Source organism: Stutzerimonas kirkiae, assembly GCF_004327335.1.
Classification (GTDB): domain Bacteria; phylum Pseudomonadota; class Gammaproteobacteria; order Pseudomonadales; family Pseudomonadaceae; genus Stutzerimonas; species Stutzerimonas kirkiae.
In genome coordinates, this window is record NZ_QJUO01000018.1 from 64,242 (window position 1) to 85,577 (window position 21,336).

18 protein-coding genes and 1 pseudogene are annotated in these 21,336 nt (G+C 64.1%); 9 read left to right on the top strand and 10 right to left on the bottom strand.

Annotated elements, in window-relative coordinates:
* Positions 1 to 468 precede the first annotated feature (468 nt).
* On the bottom strand, positions 469 to 3,147 hold the full coding sequence (gene acnA, locus DNJ95_RS11505; protein WP_131184870.1) for an aconitate hydratase AcnA: 2,679 nt from the start codon (positions 3,145 to 3,147) through the stop codon (positions 469 to 471).
* A gap of 298 nt (positions 3,148 to 3,445) precedes the next feature.
* Between acnA and rlmM the strand changes: the two genes are divergently transcribed.
* The gene (rlmM, locus tag DNJ95_RS11510) at positions 3,446 to 4,498 is read left to right on the top strand and encodes a 23S rRNA (cytidine(2498)-2'-O)-methyltransferase RlmM (RefSeq protein ID WP_131184871.1); all 1,053 of its coding nucleotides are present in this window, start codon (positions 3,446 to 3,448) and stop codon (positions 4,496 to 4,498) included.
* A 77-nt stretch (positions 4,499 to 4,575) separates the two neighbouring features.
* Positions 4,576 to 4,815, top strand: coding sequence for a sulfurtransferase TusA (gene tusA, locus DNJ95_RS11515; protein ID WP_131184872.1), 240 nt, complete (start codon positions 4,576 to 4,578; stop codon positions 4,813 to 4,815).
* A gap of 103 nt (positions 4,816 to 4,918) precedes the next feature.
* Here the strand turns inward: tusA and DNJ95_RS11520 are convergent, their stop codons facing one another.
* The 5 genes from DNJ95_RS11520 to oscA form a co-directional block, all read right to left on the bottom strand.
* Positions 4,919 to 5,917, bottom strand: coding sequence for a sulfate/molybdate ABC transporter ATP-binding protein (locus tag DNJ95_RS11520; protein ID WP_131184873.1), 999 nt, complete (start codon positions 5,915 to 5,917; stop codon positions 4,919 to 4,921).
* Between the two features lie 11 nt (positions 5,918 to 5,928).
* Positions 5,929 to 6,798 carry a sulfate ABC transporter permease subunit CysW gene (gene cysW, locus DNJ95_RS11525; protein ID WP_131184874.1) on the bottom strand — a complete coding sequence of 290 codons (870 nt, stop codon included), beginning with the start codon at positions 6,796 to 6,798 and terminating at the stop codon, positions 5,929 to 5,931.
* A 10-nt stretch (positions 6,799 to 6,808) separates the two neighbouring features.
* The gene (gene cysT, locus DNJ95_RS11530; RefSeq protein ID WP_131184875.1) at positions 6,809 to 7,627 is read right to left on the bottom strand and encodes a sulfate ABC transporter permease subunit CysT; all 819 of its coding nucleotides are present in this window, start codon (positions 7,625 to 7,627) and stop codon (positions 6,809 to 6,811) included.
* A gap of 178 nt (positions 7,628 to 7,805) precedes the next feature.
* Complete coding sequence (locus tag DNJ95_RS11535) at positions 7,806 to 8,801, bottom strand: sulfate ABC transporter substrate-binding protein (RefSeq protein ID WP_131184876.1); 996 nt, start codon at positions 8,799 to 8,801, stop codon at positions 7,806 to 7,808.
* A 155-nt stretch (positions 8,802 to 8,956) separates the two neighbouring features.
* The gene (oscA, locus tag DNJ95_RS11540; RefSeq protein WP_131184877.1) at positions 8,957 to 9,142 is read right to left on the bottom strand and encodes a sulfur starvation response protein OscA; all 186 of its coding nucleotides are present in this window, start codon (positions 9,140 to 9,142) and stop codon (positions 8,957 to 8,959) included.
* A gap of 313 nt (positions 9,143 to 9,455) precedes the next feature.
* Between oscA and DNJ95_RS11545 the strand changes: the two genes are divergently transcribed.
* The 4 genes from DNJ95_RS11545 (at position 9,456) to DNJ95_RS11560 (ending at position 13,857) form a co-directional block, all read left to right on the top strand.
* The gene (locus DNJ95_RS11545; RefSeq protein WP_131184878.1) at positions 9,456 to 9,974 is read left to right on the top strand and encodes a rhodanese-like domain-containing protein; all 519 of its coding nucleotides are present in this window, start codon (positions 9,456 to 9,458) and stop codon (positions 9,972 to 9,974) included.
* Positions 9,975 to 10,094: 120 nt separating this feature from the next.
* Positions 10,095 to 11,051: a serine O-acetyltransferase EpsC gene (epsC, locus tag DNJ95_RS11550; RefSeq protein WP_131184879.1), complete on the top strand. Its 957-nt coding sequence runs from the start codon at positions 10,095 to 10,097 to the stop codon at positions 11,049 to 11,051.
* 51 nt (positions 11,052 to 11,102) lie between these two features.
* On the top strand, positions 11,103 to 12,035 hold the full coding sequence (locus DNJ95_RS11555) for a family 2A encapsulin nanocompartment shell protein (RefSeq protein WP_131184880.1): 933 nt from the start codon (positions 11,103 to 11,105) through the stop codon (positions 12,033 to 12,035).
* Positions 12,010 to 13,857 (top strand): family 2A encapsulin nanocompartment cargo protein cysteine desulfurase, encoded by a 1,848-nt coding sequence (locus DNJ95_RS11560; protein WP_131184881.1) that lies wholly within the window; start codon positions 12,010 to 12,012, stop codon positions 13,855 to 13,857. Before DNJ95_RS11555 ends, DNJ95_RS11560 begins: the two co-directional genes overlap by 26 nt.
* 63 nt (positions 13,858 to 13,920) lie before the next feature.
* Here the strand turns inward: DNJ95_RS11560 and DNJ95_RS11565 are convergent.
* Together DNJ95_RS11565 and DNJ95_RS11570 are read right to left on the bottom strand one after the other, a co-directional pair.
* Positions 13,921 to 14,662: pseudogene (locus tag DNJ95_RS11565) on the bottom strand (TonB-dependent siderophore receptor); the annotation flags it as partial.
* A 108-nt stretch (positions 14,663 to 14,770) separates the two neighbouring features.
* Positions 14,771 to 15,880 carry a DUF5610 domain-containing protein gene (locus tag DNJ95_RS11570; RefSeq protein ID WP_131184882.1) on the bottom strand — a complete coding sequence of 370 codons (1,110 nt, stop codon included), beginning with the start codon at positions 15,878 to 15,880 and terminating at the stop codon, positions 14,771 to 14,773.
* Between the two features lie 165 nt (positions 15,881 to 16,045).
* Here DNJ95_RS11570 and DNJ95_RS11575 point away from each other — a divergent pair, with 165 nt between their 5' ends.
* Positions 16,046 to 17,017 carry a magnesium and cobalt transport protein CorA gene (locus DNJ95_RS11575; RefSeq protein WP_131184883.1) on the top strand — a complete coding sequence of 324 codons (972 nt, stop codon included), beginning with the start codon at positions 16,046 to 16,048 and terminating at the stop codon, positions 17,015 to 17,017.
* Positions 17,018 to 17,122: 105 nt separating this feature from the next.
* On the opposite strand, the gene DNJ95_RS11580 is transcribed toward DNJ95_RS11575, so the two are convergent.
* Positions 17,123 to 17,836, bottom strand: a complete 714-nt coding sequence (locus DNJ95_RS11580; RefSeq protein WP_131184884.1) for an amidotransferase — start codon at positions 17,834 to 17,836, stop codon at positions 17,123 to 17,125.
* Positions 17,837 to 18,152: 316 nt separating this feature from the next.
* Here DNJ95_RS11580 and DNJ95_RS11585 point away from each other — a divergent pair, with 316 nt between their 5' ends.
* Both DNJ95_RS11585 and exaC read left to right on the top strand, forming a co-directional pair.
* Positions 18,153 to 18,839 carry an MlaA family lipoprotein gene (locus DNJ95_RS11585; protein ID WP_131184885.1) on the top strand — a complete coding sequence of 229 codons (687 nt, stop codon included), beginning with the start codon at positions 18,153 to 18,155 and terminating at the stop codon, positions 18,837 to 18,839.
* A 354-nt stretch (positions 18,840 to 19,193) separates the two neighbouring features.
* Complete coding sequence (exaC, locus tag DNJ95_RS11590) at positions 19,194 to 20,714, top strand: acetaldehyde dehydrogenase ExaC (RefSeq protein WP_131184886.1); 1,521 nt, start codon at positions 19,194 to 19,196, stop codon at positions 20,712 to 20,714.
* 32 nt (positions 20,715 to 20,746) lie between these two features.
* On the opposite strand, the gene DNJ95_RS19215 is transcribed toward exaC, so the two are convergent.
* A partial coding sequence (locus tag DNJ95_RS19215) for an MBG domain-containing protein (RefSeq protein WP_207388787.1) occupies positions 20,747 to 21,336 on the bottom strand: 590 nt, incomplete at its 5' end.

Here is a 21,336-nt window from a genome sequence, read left to right on the forward strand (position 1 = left end):
GCGCTCTTCGCCGACATCCCTGCCGGCGAAGGTTTCGTATCAGGGTCGGCCGGGCTCGCGGCGAATACCGAGGCGGCTATGGAAAGATCCGTCAGCGCGGTGCCGAATCATCCGTAGAACTTGCGGTTTCGCCGGCTGTTTCGTTCAGGCAGCGCCGATAGTGACTGTGCGGATGCCTGGTGGCGGGACGGGGCCTTCGCCGCCAGGGATGGCGGCGAAGAGCTACAGGGATGTATTCACGCGTGCCCCGTCCCGCCACCAGGCATTCGCACAGGGGCGGTGAGCCCGAGATCGCGCTCTACGATCCTGAAGCCAGAGACACTATTGCCAATCCGGTCGCACTGCCTCGCCCTCGTATTACCCGACAATCGAAAGTTTTTAAGATTCTGGATTGATAGGAGCGGGCTCGCCCGTGAATGGGGCGCCGCCGCCTCGGACGTTTTGCGGCCAAGGCGACCCTACGCTGGGTCAGGCCTCTGCGAGCAGTTGGCGCAGGACGAAATGCAGGATGCCACCCGCCTTGAAGTACTCGACTTCGTTGAGGGTGTCGATCCGGCTCAGCACCTCGAAGCCACCGCGCGAGCCATCGGCGCGCTCGATGTCGACCCGCAGCCGCTGGTGTGGCGTGAGGCCGTCCTCCAGGCCGCCGATGGAGATTTTCTCGTCGCCCCTGAGGCCGAGGGTCTGGCGTGTCTGGCCGTCCACGAACTGCAGGGCCAGCACGCCCATGCCGATCAGGTTGGAGCGGTGTATGCGCTCGAAGCTTTCTGCAATCACCGCCTTCACGCCGAGCAGGTTGGTGCCCTTGGCCGCCCAGTCACGGCTGGAGCCGGTGCCGTATTCCTTGCCGGCGATGATCACCAGGGGTGTTCCAGCCTCCTGGTAGCGCATGGCGGCGTCATAGATGGGCATTTTCTCGGCGCCGGGTTGATAGAGCGTGTTGCCACCTTCCTCCCCGCCGAGCATTTCGTTGCGGATACGGATATTGGCGAAGGTGCCGCGCATCATCACTTCATGGTTGCCGCGCCGCGAACCGTAGGAGTTGAAGTCCTGCGGCTCGATACCCAGGGTTTGCAGGTAGAGCCCGGCAGGGGAACTGGCCTTGATATTGCCGGCGGGGGAAATATGGTCGGTGGTGATGGAGTCGCCGAATACGGCGAGGATACGCGCGTTCTCGACATTCTTCGGCGGGGCGGGTGGCTCGCCGATACCCTCGAAGAACGGCGGGTTCTGCACATAGCTGGAGGCGGCGTTCCACTGGTAGGTGTCGCCCTCGGTCACGGGGATCGCCTGCCAACTGGCGTCGCCGCTGAACACATCGGCATAGCGCCTGCGGAACATCTCGCCGTCGATGCTGGCGACCGCCGCGGCGATCTCGGCGCTGCTCGGCCAGATATCGCGCAGGAACACCGGCTGGCCCTGGCGGTCATGCCCCAGCGGTTCCCGGTCCATGTCGATACGGGTGGTGCCGGCCAGTGCGAAGGCCACCACCAGGGGGGGCGAGGCCAGCCAGTTGGCCTTGACCAGTGGATGCACGCGCCCCTCGAAGTTGCGGTTGCCGGAAAGTACCGAGGAGACGACCAGGTCGTTGTCGGTGATCGCCTCGGCGATGCTGTCGTCCAGCGGCCCGGAGTTGCCGATGCAGGTGGTACAGCCATAGCCGACCAGGTTGAAGCCCAGTTCGTCCAGGTAGGGCGTCAGGCCGGCCCGTTCCAGGTAGTCGGTGACCACCTTGGAGCCTGGCGCCAGCGAGGATTTCACCCAGGGCTGGCGCTGCAGGCCGCGCTCCAGGGCCTTTTTCGCCAGCAGCCCGGCGGCCATCAGCACATTGGGGTTGGAGGTATTGGTGCAGGAGGTGATGGCGGCGATCACCACGGCGCCATGTTTGAGCTGGAAATCCTCGCCGGCCACCGGGAACCTTGTGTCGATCTGCGCGGTGCGCCCGCTGGTTTCCAGCAGCAGGTCGAAGGAGGCGCCGATATCGCCGAGGCTCACGCGGTCCTGCGGGCGCTTCGGCCCGGCCAGGGACGGGCGCACGCTGGCCAGGTCCAGCTCCAGGCTGGCGCTGAACAGCGGTTCGGGGCTGTCGTGGTCGTGCCACATGCCCTGGGCCTTGCTGTAGGCCTCGACCAGGGCGATGCGCTGTTCGTCGCGGCCGGTCAGGCGCAGGTAGTCCAGGGTGATCCGGTCGACCGGGAAAAAACCGCAGGTCGCGCCGTATTCCGGCGCCATGTTGGCGATGGTGGCGCGGTCCGCCAGTTGCAGGTTGTCCAGGCCGGGACCGTAGAACTCGACGAACTTGCCGACCACGCCATGGGCACGCAGCATCTGCGTGACGGTCAGCACCAGGTCGGTGGCGGTGACGCCTTCGTTGAGGCGTCCGGCGAGGCGGAAACCGACCACTTCGGGGATCAGCATGGATACCGGCTGGCCGAGCATGGCCGCTTCCGCCTCGATGCCGCCGACGCCCCAGCCGAGTACGCCGAGGCCGTTGATCATGGTGGTATGCGAGTCGGTACCGACCAGCGTGTCGGGATAGGCGAGGGTGGCGCCCTGTTCGTCACGGGTCCAGACCACCTGGCCAAGGTATTCCAGGTTGACCTGGTGGCAGATGCCGGTGCCCGGCGGCACCACGCGGAAGTTGTCGAAGGCCTGCTGGCCCCAGCGCAGGAACTCGTAGCGTTCGCCGTTGCGCTGCATCTCGATATCGACGTTCTGCTGGAAGGCCGCCGGGCTGCCGAAACGGTCGACCATCACCGAATGGTCGATCACCAGGTCCACCGGCGACAGCGGGTTGATCTTCTGCGGGTCGGCTCCGGCCCTGGCCACCGCGTCGCGCATCGCCGCCAGGTCGACCACGCCGGGCACCCCGGTGAAGTCCTGCATCAGCACCCGGGCCGGGCGGTACTGGATCTCGCGGTCCGAGCTGCGGGTGCCCAGCCAGGCCGCCAGTGCTTCGAAGTCGCCGGGGTGGACGGTGACGCCGTCTTCCCAGCGCAACAGGTTTTCCAGCAGTACCTTGAGCGATGTCGGCAGGCGGCTGATATCGCCGAGTTGGCGAGCCGCTTCGGGCAGGCTGAAATAATCGTAGGTCACGTCATTGACCGTCAGGCTACGGCGGCAATTCAAACTGTCCAGCGAGGGCATACCTTATCTCCTTGTGCCCGCACGGTCGGGCCATCTGGGATATGGCAGAGCGGGTCGTGTAGTCGTCGCTCTGCCATGAGAGAGCATCGTCGCGATGGTTGGCGGGGGCGCTTTGGAAGAGTTGTAGGGCGCTCCTGTGGCCAGCCGTCGACGGTTTCTGCCATGCACAGGCCGCAAGATAGGGGTGGCGTGCTGCTGCGCATTCGGCAGGCTCCTATCTACTGGACTGGATCAGGGGCGCGTCGGTTCCATCCGTTCCGCTATCATGCGCGCCTTCACCGCTGCGGAATCACTCACCATGAATACATTGCTGCTGCATTGCCGTCCTGGCTTCGAAGGCGAGGTCTGCGCCGAGATCAGTGAGCGGGCGGCGCTGGCCGGGGTGGCTGGCTACGCCAGGGGCAAGCCGGCCAGTGCCTGTGCCGAGTTCGTCTGCAGCGAGCCGGGTTCGGCGCAACGGCTGATGCAGGGGCTGCGTTTCGACGAACTGATATTTCCCCGCCAGTGGGCGCGCGGCAGCTACCTGCAATTGCCGGAACACGACCGCATCAGTGTGCTGCTGCGGCACCTGGCCGACCATCCGGTCTGTTCCGGGCTCTGGCTGGAGGTGCTGGACAGCAATGATGGCAAGGAACTGTCGACCTTCTGCCGCAAGTTCGAGGCGCCCTTGCGCAAGGCGCTGATCGCCGCCGGGCGCTTGCGCGAGGGGCAGGGTGGCAAGCGCCTGCTGCTGACGTTCAAGAGCGGGCGGGAAGTCTTCGTCGGCGTGGCCGAGGCGGATAACAGCGCCTTGTGGCCGATGGGCATTCCCCGGCTGAAATTCCCCCGCCAGGCGCCAAGCCGCTCGACCCTGAAACTGGAAGAGGCCTGGCACCACTTCATCCCGCGCGAGCAATGGGCCAAGCGCCTGGCCGAAGGCATGACGGCGGTCGACCTGGGGGCCTCGCCGGGCGGCTGGACCTGGCAACTGGTCAACCGGCAGATGCGCGTGACCGCGGTGGACAATGGGCCGATGGCCGAGAGCCTGATGGACGGCGGCATGGTCGATCATCAGCGGGCCGACGGCTTCGCCTTCCGCCCGCGGCGCCCGGTGGACTGGATGGTCTGCGATATCGTCGAGAAGCCGGCGCGCAACGCCGCGCTGCTGGAAACCTGGATCGGCGAGGGGTTGTGTCGCGAAGCGGTGGTCAATCTCAAGCTGCCGATGAAACAGCGCTATGCCGAGGTCACGCGCCTGCTCGAGCGTATCGCCGCCGGCCTGGCCGGGCGCGGGGTGAAGGCGCGGATCGGCTGCAAGCAGCTTTACCACGACCGCGAGGAGGTGACCTGCCATGTGCGGCGGCTGGCTTGAGTGGCCCCGGGATTCGAGCTTGGTCGGCAAGGGCTTTTGCGTGACAATCGCCGCTTTCGATCAGGAGGGAGCGCGCCATGTGTAGCGCTGACGCGGTTCTCGATGCCAGCGGGCTGAATTGCCCCGAGCCGGTGATGATGCTGCACAACAAGGTGCGCGGGCTGGATGCCGGCGCCTTGCTCAAGGTCATCGCCACCGATCCCTCCACGCGGCGGGATATCCCCAAGTTCTGCCTGTTCCTCGGCCATGAGCTGGTCGAGCAGCAGGAGCGGGATGGCACCTACCTCTACTGGATTCGCAAGAAAGCCGACGCGTAGGGTACGCGCGGCGCACCCTTGTATCTACGCAAAGCCGGCAGAGAGGAAGTGGGCTTGCCCGCGAGTGGGGCGCCACCGCAGCGCGCCCACCGGCGGGGCTCGTTCAGGCCGGTTGCCCGACGGCGCTGATGGCGTTGTCGTTGGGCTTGATGAACAGGGTCTCGCCCCGCACCAGGCCGGCCAGGCTCTGGTGATCCTTGGCCACTTCCGCTTCGATCAACTGTTCATGCCCCGGCAGTTTCAGCGTGACGCGGGTGATGGCGCCCAGTGGGCGGATATCACGTACTTCGCCAGCCAGGTAACCGCTCAGTTCCAGGCGTGACAACGACACCTCGTGGGGGCGGAACAGCAACTGCTGGCCAGTCTCGGTCTGCAGTTCGTTGGCATCGCCGAGGAAGTGGTAGACGAAATCGCTGGCCGGCTTGTCGTAGACCTCGCCCGGCGAGCCGATCTGCTCGACCACGCCCTTGTTCATCACCACGATGCGGTCCGCGACTTCCATGGCCTCTTCCTGGTCATGGGTGACGAACACGCTGGTCAGGTGCACTTCCTCGTGCAGGCGCGCCAGCCAGCGGCGCAGCTCCTTGCGCACCTTGGCATCCAGGGCGCCGAAGGGTTCATCGAGCAGCAGTACCTTGGGTTCCACCGCCAGGGCGCGGGCCAACGCGATACGCTGGCGCTGGCCACCGGAGAGCTGTTCCGGGTAGCGGTCGGCCAGCCAGTCCAACTGCACCAGGTCGAGCAGGTCGTGGACTTTCTTCTTGATCGTGGTTTCGTTCGGGCGCTCGCCCTTGGGCTTCATGCGCAGGCCGAAGGCGACGTTGTCGAACACCGTCATATGGCGGAACAGGGCGTAGTGCTGGAACACGAAGCCGACCTTGCGATCGCGCACATCGTGGCTGGAAACATCCTCGCCATGGAATACGATAGTGCCGCTGTCCGGCGTTTCCAGGCCGGCGATGATGCGCAGCAGGGTGGTCTTGCCGCAGCCGGAGGGGCCGAGCAGGGCGACCAGTTCACCGCTCTGGATATTCAGGTTGATATTGTCCAGTGCCTTGAATGTATTGAAGTTCTTGCTGACGTTGGTGACATCGATAGACATGTGGCAGGTTCCTATTCTTCGTCGGCACTGGCTTTGAGTTTGTTGATTCGGGATTCGCTCCACTGCTTGAGCAGCAGGATCAGCAGGGCCATCAGCAACAGCAGGCTGGCGACGCTGAAGGCAGCGATGTGATTGTACTCGTTATGCAGGATCTCCACGTGCAGCGGCAGGGTGTTGGTATAGCCGCGGATATGCCCGGAGACTACCGACACCGCCCCGAACTCACCCATGGCACGGGCGGTACAGAGCACCACGCCATAGATCAGGCCCCATTTGATATTGGGCAGGGTCACGTGCCAGAACATCTGCAGGCCGTTGGCGCCGAGCAGGCGCGCGGCTTCCTCTTCCTGGGTGCCCTGTTCCTGCATCAGCGGGATCAGTTCGCGGGCGACGAAGGGCACGGTGACGAACAGGGTGGCAAGGACGATGCCGGGCACGGCGAAGATGATCTGGATGTCATGCTCGCGCAGCCACGGGCCGAAGAAGCCCTGGGCGCCGAACAGCAGCACGTAGACCAGGCCGGCGATCACCGGCGAGACCGAGAACGGCAGGTCGATCAGCGTGACCAGGATGCTCTTGCCGCGGAACTCGTACTTGCTCACGCACCAGGCGGCGGCCACGCCGAACACCAGGTTGAGCGGCACCGAGATGGCCACGGCCAGCAGCGTCAGGCGCAGTGCGGCCAGCGCGTCCGGTTCGATGATGGCTTCGAAGAACGGCCCGAAGCCTTTTTGCAGGGCCTGGCTGACCACCACCAGCAACGGCAGCAGCAGGAACAGTACGAACACCAGCCAGGCGCTCAGGATCAGCAGCCGGCGCCCCCAGGCATTGCCGCGGCGCGCGGCGTTGCTGGCGGAGGTGGTCAATGTGGCAGAAGACATGATGACCTCCTCAGGAACGTGAAATGCGGCGCTGCAGCAGGTTGATCAGCAGCAGCAGGATAAAGGACACCACCAGCATCAGTACGCCGATGGCGGTGGCGCCGACATAGTTGTACTGGTCCAGTTGCACCATGATCAGCAACGGCAGGATCTCGGTCTTCATCGGCATGTTGCCGGCGATGAAGATCACCGAGCCGTATTCGCCAACGCCGCGGGCGAAGGCCAGCGCGAAGCCGGTCAGCCAGGCCGGCAGCAGTGCCGGCAGCAGTACGTGGCGGAACACCTGCAGCGGCTTGGCGCCCAGGCAGGCGGCGGCTTCCTCGACTTCCCGGGGGATATCGGCCAGTACCGGCTGCAGGGTGCGCACCACGAACGGCAGGGTGACGAAAGTCAGTGCCAGGGTGATCCCCAGAGGGCTGTAGGCGATCTTGAAACCCAGCGCGGTGGCGAACTGGCCGACCGGGCCGTTGGGCGCGTAGAGGGCGGTCAGGGCGATACCGGCCACCGCGGTGGGCAGGGCGAAGGGCAGGTCGATCATCGCTTCGATGATCTTGCGTCCGGGGAACACGTAGCGCACCAGCGCCCAGGCCAGCAGGGTGCCGATCACGCCGTTGAGCAAGGCGGCGAGGAAGGCGGTACCGAAGCTGAGTTTCAGCGCGGCCAGCACCCGTGGTGCGGAAATGATGGCCCAGAATTCGGCCCAGGTGAGCTGGGCCGCATAGACGAACATGGCGCCCAGGGGGATCAGCACCAACAGGCTGAGGTACACCAGGGTGTAGCCCAGCGTCAGCCCGAAGCCGGGTATGACGGGGGAAGTACGACGGGACATGGAAACCTCTCGAGTGGCTGTCAGGCCGAGCCGGCTATTATATCGTTATCAACGGGCGATGAGCCTCGGTAAAGACGCTGGAGGCGGGAGGCCGGGCGAAAGCACGGACTGCCTCCGCATTTCGTCCCGCCTCCCGCCTCCAGTGATCTTTTCGGCTATTTGCCGCGGCTTCGTGCGATCAGTGCGCCTGGTAGATCTGGTCGAACACGCCACCGTCGTTGAAGAACTTCGGCTGGGCTTCTTTCCAGCCACCGAAGTGCTTGTCGATGGTCACCAACTCGATATCGGAGAATTGCTGGCTGAACTCCTTGGCGATCTCCGGGTTGCGCGGGCGGTAGAAATGCTTGGCCGCCAGGCGCTGGCCTTCGTCGCTGTAGAGGTAGTTGAGGTAGGCCTCGGCGACCTTGCGCGTGCCCTTGCGGTCGACGTTGGCATCGACCACGGTGACCGGCGGCTCGGCGAGGATCGACAGCGACGGTGCGACGATTTCCAGCGCATCGCCACCTTCTTCCTTGAGTGCCAGGAAGGCTTCGTTTTCCCAGGCCAGCAATACGTCGCCGATCTTGTTGTTGACGAAGGTGATGGTCGAGCCGCGGGCACCGGTGTCCAGTACCGGGACGTTCTTGTAGAGCTTCTCGACGAATTCCTTGGCCTTGTCCTCACCGCCGTATTTCTTGTCGGCATAGGCCCAGGCGGCCAGCAGGTTCCAGCGCGCGCCGCCGGAGGTCTTAGGGTTGGGGGTGATGACTTCCACGCCCGGCTTGATCAGGTCGTCCCAGTCCTTGATGCCTTTCGGGTTGCCCTTGCGCACCAGGAACACGATGCTCGAGGTGTAGGGGGTGCTGGCATCCGGCAGGCGTTCCTGCCAGTTCTCGGGGATCAGCTTGCCGATCTTGTACAGCTCGTCGATGTCACCGGCCAGGGCCAGGGTCACCACGTCGGCGCGCAGGCCGTCGATCACCGAGCGGGCCTGCTTGCCCGAGCCACCGTGGGATTGCTGGATGGTGACGGCTTCGTTGCCCTGGGCTTGCCAGTGCTTGTTGAAGGCCTGGTTGAACTCGACATAAAGCTCACGGGTCGGGTCGTAGGAGACGTTGAGCAGAGTCTGGGCGGCCGCCGGGCCGGCGATCAGGGCGCTGGCCAGGGCGGCGAGGGCAAAACGGCGAATAGTCATGGGTGTAGCTCCTTGTAGGCAATGCAATGTTGGGTCGAGCGGTATCGCAGTCAGCCCCGCATTCGGGGTTGGCAGTGGCAATGCATATTCATGGCTGGGGTCGCTTTCATTCTTGAACCCTCCGGTTTTCCAGTCGGGCCTGTCGGGGACAGGTGTCAGGATGAGGTTTTGCCGGATGGGCTCTGCAGGCGGAATTTCTCCTTGCGTTCGATCTGGACGACTTGCCCATTGTGTACAGTGATTTCCACCGCACCAAAGCGAAGGCCGCGCAGAGCGTTCTGGATTTCGTTCAGGAGTGTCGCCTGGTCCTGACCGTCGACGCTTCGTAGGGTGGCACTCATGGTTATTGGCTCCATTGACAGAGTTTCTGCTCCGGCCAGTCGCTGCCTGAGCTTGGGGCGGATTATTAAACAGACCGGGATATTCTTTAAAAGAATATTTGATCATTTTCATATTCTTTTTTGTTTTTCTGATCGAGGTCCATGGCCCGCCGGCACGATGAGTGAAAGGAGATTGAGTGATTTTTTATTTCTTTTAGTTATTTAAATAAAAACATTAATTATTTTTTGCCATGTTCTGGGCGGCATAAAGTAGCGGCTCCATCAGGTGTGGCAGCAAACTGCCAGCCCCGACTAGCCAACTAGAGGACATGCCATGCCAGCCTTAGCCGCCGAAATAACCTCCATCACCACCCGGCGCCCGGAAAATCTGCAAGAAGTCTCGTCGCTTGCGAGTGAAACCCTGCTGGCCAGAGGCCGGGCCAGGGCGAACGAAAGCGGGGCCGGCCACGCCGGCAGTCTCTATCCCCCCGAGGCCTGGGCCCTGGTGGAGAGTGGGGCGGCGACACTGGTCGATGTACGCACCGCGGAGGAGCTCAAGTATGTCGGGCATGTGCCCGGCAGCCTGCATGTCGCCTGGCAGACTGGCCCGGCGATGATCAAGAACCCGCGCTTCCTGCGCGAGCTGGAGAACAAGGCGGGGAAGGACCGGGTGCTGGTGCTGCTCTGCCGCAGCGGCAAGCGCTCGGCCGCCGCTGCGAGCGCCGCGACAGCCGCGGGGTTCGAGCATGTGTTCAATGTCCTGGAAGGTTTCGAGGGTGATCTCGATGCCCAGCGGCAACGCGGTGACTCGGGCGGCTGGCGGCACTGGGAACTGCCCTGGGTCCAGGACTGACGGCGACATGCGTCGACGTGGCGAGTAACATTCCCCGAATCATGGCAGGCGTGGTATCTGCCCTTTTTATACGAGGCGAAGCCGCGGCATTGTCCGCGAGCCTGCCCTATGGACCTGATGATGAGTGACGAGCTGAATTCGAAGCGGCCACCCGTGGCCAACAAGTGGCAACTGGAACGTATCGTGGGCGAGCTGCGCGATGCCCGTCGCGCCTGGCGCAGCAGCACCGGGCGCAGCCAGGAGCCGGGAGGGCGCGAACTGCCTTCGCGAGCCGCCATCGGGCTGATCGTCGAGAGCCTGTCGGGTGCGCTGTTTCCGATGCGCCTGGGGCCCCATGACCTGCGCCAGGAAAGCGAGGATTTCTATGTCGGGCATACCCTCGATGCCGCCCTCAACAACCTGCTGGCCCAGGTCCGCCTCGAATTGCGCCATGCCGCGCGCCAGCGCGCTGGAGCGCCGGAGGCTGGCCAGGATATCCATGAGCGTGCCCAGTCCATCGTGCGGGATTTCGCCGAGGCCCTGCCGGGGCTGAGGCGCCTACTGGATAGCGATGTGCTGGCGGCCTACCAGGGCGACCCGGCGGCGCGTAGCGTCGATGAGGTGCTGCTGTGCTACCCGGGCATCCTGGCCGTGATCCACCACCGCCTGGCCCACCACCTCTATAATGCCGGCCTGCCCCTGGTGGCGCGGATGATCTCGGAGCTGGCGCACTCGGCGACCGGCATCGACATCCATCCGGGAGCGCATATAGGCGAGAGCTTCTTCATCGACCATGGTACTGGCGTGGTGATCGGTGAGACGGCCATAATCGGCGACCGTGTGCGCATCTACCAGGCCGTCACCCTGGGCGCCAAGCGTTTCGAATCGGATGATTCAGGTCAACTGCTCAAGGGGCAATTGCGGCATCCTATAGTTGAAAACGATGTAGTGATCTACGCCGGGGCTACCATCCTCGGGCGCATTACCATCGGTGAGGGGTCCACCATCGGTGGAAATGTCTGGCTGACGCGTAGCGTGCCCAAAGGCAGCAACGTCACCCAGGCGAGCATACAAAACCAGGTGGGCAACGTGGGGTAGTCGACGACGAACCATCCCGGCCCCACGAATCGAACTCATCTGGAGCTATTCATGGCCGACAACCAGGATGTACGCCTGGCGTTGGGCGACAGCGCTGCGCGCCAACTCGCCAATGCGACAAAAACCGTCCCTCAACTTTCCACCATCACGCCACGCTGGCTGGTGCACCTGCTGCAATGGACGCCGGTCGAGGCGGGTATCTTCCGCCTGAACCGGGTGAAGAATCCGCTCAATGTGCAGGTAGCCTGCACCCAGCGTGATGAATCGGTGCTGCCGCAGACGTTCGTCGATTATGACGAGCAGCCGCGCGAGTACTTCCTCAACGCCGTGACCACCATTCTGGATGTACACACCCGCGTTTCCGACCTCTACAGCAGCCCGCACGACCAGATTCGCGAGCAGTTGCGCCTGACCATCGAGACCATCAAGGAGCGCCAGGAGAGCGAACTGATCAACAACCCCGAGTACGGGTTGCTGGCCAGCGTCGATCCGGCCCAGCGCATCTCCACCCTGACCGGCGCGCCGACGCCGGATGACCTGGACGAGCTGATCGCCAAGGTCTGGAAGGAGCCGGCTTTCTTCCTCGCCCACCCGCTGGCCATCGCCGCCTTCGGCCGCGAGTGCACCCGCCGTGGCGTGCCGCCACCCACCGTCAGCCTGTTCGGTGCGCAGTTCCTGACCTGGCGCGGGCTGCCATTGGTTCCCTCGGACAAGATTCCGTTCGATGACGAGGGCAGGACCAAGATCCTGCTGCTGCGCGTGGGCGACAAGCGCCAGGGCGTGATCGGCTTGTACCAGCCGGGTGTCGCCGGCGAGCAGAGCCCGGGCCTGTCCGTACGCTTCATGGGTATCAACCGCAACGCTATCGCCTCCTACCTGATCTCGCTGTACTGCTCGCTGGCAGTGCTGACCGAGGATGCTCTGGCAGTGCTCGATGACGTGGAGGTCGGCAAGTACCATGACTATCCAGACACTTACAAGTAACCCCCAGGCCCAGCCGGACGCCAGCGCGCACGCCGGGCTGCCGGACCTCGGCGTACTGACGCAACTGGCCAACGAACTGTTCTCCAGCCTGCCCGGTGGCGGTACCCCGCAACCGACGGGGGTGCCGGCCGCGGCGCCAGCTCCGCTGCCCCATGAGGCGCCGCTCCAGGCGACACCGCCGGCGGGCGTCGCCGATGGCCTCGACCTCGGTTCGCCGCAGGCCTACAGCGCGGCGATTCCCCAGGTCTACCCGGGGGCCGCGACCGTCGCGCCGACCGGCGGCGGTGCTCCGGCGCCGGCAGCGCCTTACTACTTCGCCGGCGAGGAGGCGGGCTATCCCGCCGCTTCGGGCTCGGAAGCCGCACCCGTGCGGGAAAGCCGTATCGACGCGCAGCCTTATGCATTGCCGGGAGGCGATGCGCTGGGCGACATCCTGCAGTCGATCGTCAGCGAGCCCAGGGCTACTTCGGCAGCCCCGTCGTCGCGTTCGTCGGGCGGGCACTTCTACTTCCTCGACGATGCCGGGCGCGCGCCGGGCATCGAGAAGGCGCCGGAGCGCTCGGGGCAGCCGCAGGCTGCCGCCACTGGCGGGCTGGACGTACAGGCGGTGCGCCGCGATTTCCCGATCCTCGCGGAGCGGGTCAACGGCAAGCCGCTGGTCTGGTTCGACAATGCCGCGACCACGCAGAAGCCCAGGGTGGTGATCGACCGCGTCAGCTACTTCTACGAGCACGAGAACTCCAATATCCACCGCGCCGCGCACGAACTGGCGGCACGGGCGACCGACGCCTACGAAGGGGCGCGCAACAGCGCGACGCGTTTGCTCGGGGCGCGTTCGAGCAGCGAGATCATCTTCGTGCGCGGCGCCACCGAGGGGATCAACCTGATCGCCAACACCTTCGGGCGCAAGTACATCGGCGCGGGGGACGAGATCATCGTTTCCAACCTGGAGCACCATGCCAACATCGTGCCCTGGCAGTTGCTGGCCAAGGAAGTGGGGGCGAAGCTGCGGGTGATCCCGGTGGACGACAGCGGGCAGATCCTCCTCGAGGAGTACGCCAAGCTGCTCAACCCGAGGACCAGGCTGGTGTCCGTCACCCAGGTGTCGAACGCGCTGGGCACGGTGACGCCGGTGCAGGAGATCATCGCCCTGGCGCATGCGGCCGGTGCGCGGGTGCTGATCGATGGCGCGCAGTCGGTGTCCCACATGCGCGTCAACGTGCAGGCGCTGGATGCGGACTTCTTCGTGTTCTCCGGGCACAAGGTGTTCGGGCCGACCGGCATCGGCGTGGTCTACGGCAAGAAGGACCTGCTCGACACGCTGCCGCCCTGGCAGGGTGGTGGCAACATGATCGCCGACGTGACCTTCGAGCACACCCAGTTCCAGCCGGCGCCAGCGCGCTTCGAGGCCGGCACCGGCAACATCGCCGACGCGGTGGGGCTGGGCGCGGCGCTGGATTACGTCGAGCGCATCGGGCTGGAGAACATCTACCGCTACGAGCATGACCTGCTGGTCTATGCCACCCGTGGTCTGACCTCCATCCCCGGCCTGCGCCTGATCGGCACGGCGGCCCACAAGGCCAGCGTGCTGTCGTTCGTGCTCGACGGCTACCGTACGGAAGAGGTGGGCGCGGCGCTCAACCGCGAGGGTATCGCGGTGCGTTCCGGGCACCACTGCGCGCAGCCGATCCTGCGCCGCTTCGGCGTGGAGGCGACGGTGCGGCCGTCGCTGGCGTTCTACAACACCGTGGGCGAGGTCGACCTGCTGGTGGATACGGTACGCCGGCTGGCCCATGCCAAAGGCGGTGGGCGACGCGGCTGATAGACCCTGTAGACGTTAAAAAGGCCGACAGGTTTTCCTGTCGGCCTTTTTGCTTTTGCTGCTTCAGAAGTCGTAGCGGGTGGTCAGCATCAGGTTGCGTGGGTCGCCGTAATAAGCGGAGCTGTAGAAGCCGATGTTGGTGCAGTACTTCTTGTCGAACAGGTTATAGATGTTGAGCGTGGTCGAGAGGTTGTCGGTGATCTGGTAGCGGGCCATCAGGTTGACCAGCCAGTAAGCGTCCTGGGCGAATTTTTCCTGGGTATTCTTCGGCCTGTTGTTGAGTATCTGCCAACCCTGGCTCTGCCAGCGTGCGCCACTGCCCACTGCCCACTGTCAGGCGGTCAAGTGCGCCACCAAGACGGTAGCGGGTATAGAGACTGACCTGATCCTCGGGCTCCCAGGTGGACACCTTGTCGCCATCGTCATCGCGGCTGATCTTGTGCGCATAGCCTGCCTGGACCTGCCAGCCCGGCGCCAGCTCGCCAGATACCTCGGCTTCATAACCCTTGGTTTTCGCTTCGATGCCAACGTAGGGGGCTGCGTTCAAGCTGAGGTCGGCAGCGAGATCGGACTCCGGCCGGTTGCCCTGCCGGACCTCGAAGCAGGCGAGGCTGGCGTTCAGGCGCCCGTCGAGAAACTCGCCCTTGATACCGACTTCATGATTCCTCCCCAGGTTGGGCTCCAGCAGTTTGTTCTGCCGGTCACGGTAGTAGGTCTGCGGCATGAAGATGTCGGTGTAGCTGGCATACAGCGAGTAGTGCGTATCGAGGTCGTAGACCAGCCCCGCATAGGGCACCAGACGGCCCGCAATGCCGTTACCCAGTGGCGGGGGCTTCGATGGTGGTGCTGGAGGCAGGCCGAAAGGCACGGGCAGCGGCCCGTTTCCCTTCGGCCTGCGGCTTTGCCTCGCTTGTCAGTCGTCGCCCTGCAGCCCCTGCAACAGTCGCTCGTTGAGTTGTCCGGCTTTTTCCAGGCCTTGCGGGGTGGCGCGCGGGTCCAGGCTCAGGGCGCCGGTGAGCAGGCGTTCGAGACTGCTCTTGCCATCACGCAGCAGGCTGTCGGCGCTTGCCAGTGCCTCCAGCAGGCCACGGGCGTATTCGGCCAGGGCCGGGTTCGAGACACTGATGGCCTGGGTGCCGCCACTGGCGACGCTGCTGTAGGTGTTGGTTGCCTGGCGCACGCTGGTCTGGGTCAGTTGCAGCGACATGGAGAGCAGTTGCTCGCCGTCGAGTTGCAGTTCCAGGGCACGATCGAAGGCGCCATTGTAGTCGCCGGAGAAGAAGCGGTCGGACAGTTCTCCCACCTGGCCCAGCAGCTTCTCCAGGGCGGCTTTTTCTTCGTCGTCCAATTCGCCCTCGACACTGACCTGCCAGCCGCTGACGTTCAGATAGCCCTGTTCGCTGCGCGCTTGCGTGGCCGTGGCGTTGCCATTGGCTGCCGTAGTCAGGCTGCTGGAGGACCAGGCCGCCGAGGCCTGGGCGATGGAGATGCGCAGCACATCGCCGTCATTGGTAGTCACCGACAGTTCGAATCTTTCGGCCAGTGCGGCAGAACGTTGGCTGAAGACCGACTGAATCAGGCTGGTGGTACTGTCGGGGACTTCGGTATAGCCCTTCTGCAGGGTATCCAGGCCTGTCTGGATGCGCGAATAGGTGTCGTCGATATCGCTTGCCACCTTGCCCTGCAATACACCCAGGCTGTCCAGTATGTCCCGGGCCTCGCCGATACCCTTATCCACGCCCTTGCGGATTTCACCGAGTATGTATTCCAGGCGTTCCGGGTCGGCGCCAGCGGCCTTTTCGCGTTGCAGGGTCTGCTCGGCGAAGCCGATGATGCGTGCGGCGACTTTCTCCGGGGTGTAGTCGCTGGCCTGGCCGCCGGGTGTTGCCGCCGGCAGGCCCAGGCGTTCGTTGAGACGGTTGGCCAGTGTCTGCTGCGCGTGCGCCGCCGCGCTGCCGTTCTGCGCCTTGTTGAAGGTCGCGACATTGCTGGATGAGGTGGACAAGGAGGGCAAAAGGCTCATTGGCGGGCACCGGAGGAAACGAGGATATTGCCCATGTTGGCGGCTGCCGACGCTGGAACTTTAATGTCGCCGACCACCGGTGCGGCCGGCCGGGCCCCATATGGCGGCGGTATATGATACAAACCGGCGATGTCAGCCGGCAGGTGCGGCCAGAAGGAGCCATAGATGGGAAGCGTAGTCGGTGCCGCGGTTTACAGCCGTGGCCACAAGGTCACCGATATCAGTCTGGATGAGGGGCTCGAGTGGTCACGCAAGCCGGAGCATTTCGTCTGGATCGGCCTGCACGACCCGAGTGCGGATGAGTTGCAGGGCCTGCAGCGGCAGTTCGGCCTGCATGAACTGGCATTGGAAGATGCCTTGCAACGGCATACCCGGGCGAAGCTGGAAACCTTCGGTGATGCCTTGTTCCTGGTGGTCTATTCGCCGTTGCGGGTCGATGGCGACCTGAGGTTCGTCGAGACGCAACTGTTCGCCGGCAAGGGCTATGTCATCAGTGCGCGCTACGGTGACTCGCCATCCTATGCCCATGTACGCCAGCGCTGCGAGGCGCGTCCGCTGTTGCTGGCACATGGCGAGGACTTCGTACTGTACGCGCTGCTGTCCTTCGTCATCGAAAGCTACCATCCGCTGATGGACACCTATTACGCCGAACTGGAGGCGCTCGAACAGAATGTCCTGGAGCATTCTCTGACCCAGGCCGATGTGCAACTCATTCATCGCCTGCGCCGCGACCTGCAGCGTTTGCGGCGCCATATCGGGCCACTGGCGGAAATTTGCCAGGAGTTGCAGCGCCTGGATTTCCCGTTCATCGACAAGCACATGCGTCCCTATTTCCGAGACGTGGCGATCCATGTCAGCCGTTTGCTGGAGGATGTCGGCATGCAGCGCGAGATGGCCGACCATGCCATCGAGACCGGGTTGCTGCTGGAAGCCTCGCGGCAGAGCGTGACACAGCGCAAGTTCGCCGCCTGGGCGGCGATTCTGGCGTTTCCCACAGCGGTGGCCGGCATCTACGGCATGAATTTCCGCTTCATGCCGGAGCTGGAATGGCAGTATGGCTACTTCGGGGTACTGGGGCTGCTGGCCGCCGGTTGTGTCGGTTTGTATGCCAGTTTCCGGCACTACGGCTGGCTCTAGGCTGAAGCTGTAGAGCCGAGAAAAGCGCTGGATGAGAAGGAGGGCACCCTGTTTCCTCCAGCCTCCAGCCTCCAGCCTCCAGCCAGCGTTTGTGTCGCCTTCTGCCTACCTGTTCCAAGCGATGAAGTGCAGCATCCAGGCGCCCACGACACGGCCATGGTGTTCGTCCTGCAGGCTCTGCAGCGCGCTCTGGTAGAGCTGCTCGCCATAGTTCGGACGGCGCAGGTCAAGGAGGGCACGGGAGTAGTCGGTGACGAATTCCGGGTGGCCCTGGAAGCACAGCACCTGGTCGCCGATGCAGTAGGCCGCGTGCGGGCAGAAGTCGCTGGAGGCCAGCAGGGTGGCATTTTCCGGCAGGTGCGTGACCTGGTCCTGATGGCTGATCAGCAGCGTCAGTTCCTCCACCGCGGGTTGCATCCATTGCGGGCGATGTTCCAGCCGGTAGCGGTGCAGGCCCAGCCCCCAGCCACGTTCGGCGCGCTGCGCCCTGCCGCCGAGCAGCAGGGCCAGCAACTGATGGCCGAAGCAGATACCCAGCAGCTTGTCCCCGGCGAGGAAGCGTTCCAGCAGATATCGTTTCAGGGTCTGGATCCAGGGATCGCTACCGAAGGAGTCGGCCTTGCTGCCCGTGACCAGATAGGCGTCGTAGCGCTGCCCAGGCGGCGGGTAATTGCCCTGGAATACATTGAATACGGAGAATTCCGCGGCAATCGGCTGGTTTTCGAACAGGCGCTGGAACATTCGGGCATAGCCCTGGTAAAGCTCGCTCAGGTCGGGGTGGAGAACATCGGTTTCCAGAATGCATATCTGCAACGGCATGACGCAGTGATCCAGTGTATGGGGGAGGAGAGCAAATGGCGGGAAAGACTGCCTGTCCGAAAGACGAAATGCAATCCAGGGCGGTTGCGCGGCAGGGCGATTGCGCTATGCGCTCAAAGGGCCGAAAAGAGCGCTGGAAGGCTGGACGAAAGCGCGTGGCAAGCAGTGTTTTTCGTCCAGCTTTCCAGCCTCTAGCGCTTTTGTCGGCTCTGTTGCGGGTTTTTGCCGCCAGTGGCGGCGATGGCTTTATAATCCCCCTCCACTCGACCACTACTGTCCATATCCGTCAGGGGATGTCTGCATGCATGCGTTCGGTATGAAGAAACTAGGCCGTATCGCCACACTCGCGTCTTTGTGCTGTGTGGCGTCGCTCTGTGCCGTTGCGGCACAGGCCGAGGAAGATCCATGGGAAGGTTTCAACCGCGCGGTCTTCCGCTTCAACGACACGCTTGATCGCTACACCCTCAAACCGCTGGCCAAGGGTTACCAGAAGGTGACGCCCGATCCGATCGAGGATGGTATCGGCAATTTCTTCCGCAATATCGGCGATGTGGTGGTGCTGGGCAACGACCTGCTGCAGGGCAAGCTGCACAATGCCGGCGTGGACACCAGCCGCATATTGTTCAACACCACCTTCGGCCTGCTGGGCTTCGTCGATGTCGCCAGCCGTATGGGCCTGCAGCGCAACGACGAGGACTTCGGCCAGACCCTGGGCGTCTGGGGCCTGGGCAATGGACCTTATGTAGTGCTGCCGCTGCTGGGGCCGAGCACCGTACGCGATGCCTTCGGGCGGGTACCGGATTCCTTCCTGAAACCGTACCGCTACATGGGTGATGTGCCTTCGCGCAACAGCATGCTCGGGGTGGATGTCGTCGATACCCGCGCCAGCCTGCTGGCGGCCGAGAGGATGATCAGCGGGGATCGCTATATCTTCATCCGCAACGCCTATCTGCAGAACCGGGAATTTCGCACCCGGGATGGGCAGGTCGAAGACGATTTCTGAGCGTCCATGATCCTTGGGGGTATCGTTGCATCGGCAAGAGCCTGCTTGTCATCTTTTCATGGTGGTTCCGGGCGGATCGCTGCATTTTTCTTGACGATAGCCATTTCCAGGCCTGTGTGGCGCCGTGCGCGACTGGACGGCGAAACCTCTACCGCCTGGCGTACTTGGCCGTCCTGGCTGGTGAGACTTTGAACAGGCTCCGCGGCGGGTAGGGCCGTTTACTACCAAATGAGTAGACGCTATCGCCCATGGGGGCATTCCGGGGTCGTCGTCGCGCTGCCTAATATCGATTATGGCCTGCCAGCGAGCGCAGGCCTTGCAGATCGACTCGAAGACAACGAAAGAGGCCCCATCATGATCTATGCGCAACCCGGCACCCCAGGTGCCATCGTTTCCTTCAAGAAGCGCTACGGCAACTACATCGGCGGCGAGTTCGTCGAGCCGGTCAAAGGCCAGTACTTCACCAACACCTCGCCGGTCAACGGCGAAGCGATCGGCGAGTTCCCCCGCTCCACCGCCGAGGACATCGACAAGGCCCTCGACGCCGCCCACGCCGCCGCCGACGCCTGGGGCCGCACCTCTGTGCAGGACCGCGCGCTGGTGCTGCTGAAGATCGCCGACCGCATCGAACAGAACCTCGAACTGCTGGCCGTCAGCGAGACCTGGGACAACGGCAAGCCGGTCCGCGAGACCCTCAACGCCGACGTGCCGCTGGCCGCCGACCACTTCCGCTACTTCGCCGGCTGCATCCGCGCCCAGGAAGGCGGCGCCGCCGAGATCAACGACAGCACCGCCGCCTATCACTTCCACGAGCCGCTGGGGGTTGTCGGGCAGATCATCCCGTGGAACTTCCCGCTGCTGATGGCCGCCTGGAAACTCGCCCCGGCACTGGCCGCCGGCAACGCCATCGTGCTCAAGCCGGCCGAGCAGACGCCGCTGTCGATCACGGTGTTCATCGAGCTGGTCGGCGACCTGCTGCCCCCGGGCGTGCTGAATATCGTCCAGGGCTTCGGCCGCGAGGCCGGCGAGGCGCTGGCCACCAGCAAGCGCATCGCCAAGATCGCCTTCACCGGTTCCACTCCGGTCGGCTCGCACATCATGCATTGCGCGGCGGAGAACATCATTCCCTCCACCGTCGAACTGGGCGGCAAGTCGCCGAACGTGTTCTTCGAGGACATCATGCGCGCCGAGCCGGAGTTCATCGAGAAGGCCGCCGAAGGCCTGGTGCTGGCGTTCTTCAACCAGGGCGAGATCTGTACCTGCCCGTCGCGCGCGCTGGTGCAGGAGTCGATCTACGACGACTTCATCAAGGTAGTGCTGAAGAAGATCGGCCAGATCAAGCGCGGCGATCCGCTGGACACCGACACCATGGTCGGCGCCCAGGCGTCCGAGCAGCAGTTCGACAAGATCCTCTCCTACTTCGACATCGCCCGCGAAGAGGGCGCCGAGCTGCTCACCGGTGGTGCAGCGGAGAAACTGGAAGGCGGCCTGGCCACCGGTTACTACATCCAGCCGACGCTGCTCAAGGGCACCAACGACATGCGCGTGTTCCAGGAAGAGATCTTCGGCCCGGTGGTGAGCATCACCACCTTCAAGGACGAAGCGGAAGCCCTGGCCATCGCCAACGACACCGAGTTCGGCCTCGGCGCCGGCGTCTGGACCCGCGATATCAACCGCGCCTACCGCATGGGCCGCGGCATCAAGGCCGGCCGCGTGTGGACCAACTGCTACCACCTGTACCCGGCGCACGCCGCGTTCGGTGGCTACAAGAAGTCCGGCGTCGGCCGCGAGACCCACAAGATGATGCTCGACCACTACCAGCAGACCAAGAACCTGCTGGTCAGCTACGACATCAACCCGCTCGGCTTCTTCTGAATATGACCCGGCGCGTCCTCCGACGCGCCGGGTCACTCATCCAGACGAACAAGGTTTTCCTCCACCTGCAGTGGCAGGTCGGCCATGCGGCCCTGTCGCGCGGCACCGGTGCCCGCCATCCCGACCAGTAGCAGCTGTTCCCGTTCGTATTGCCGCACGGGCCGTTCGATATGGCCCGCTGCCAGGCCGTCCGGCAGACTGGGCGAGCGCCCGTTCCCGGGGCTGGACTCGATGAGCAGGCGGCCATCAAGGTAGGCGATGGCGTAGTTGTCCGAGGCCAGGCCTGAAAGGCCGATAAGGTAGTCGCCGGCCTGTACGGCACCCTGGGACGAACCGCCATACTCCAACTGGCCGTCGAGCACAGTGGCATCCTCGCTGTCGACGAAACCCTCGAAACGCACGCCATTGCCACCGCTCCAGGCCAGGCCATCGTAGGTCTTGGTCGCGTCGTTGGCGGTGACGGTGAGGGCGGCCTTGTCGATGCTCAGGACGCCATCGACGAAGGTCAGCGCGTAGTTGCCATCGCTGCCGCTGGCGGTCAGCAGGTAGCTGCCGGCGTTGGTGCCGCTGCCGCCGCTGGTGGTGACGCCGGTCAGCACGCTTGCCGTCTCGCCATTGACCA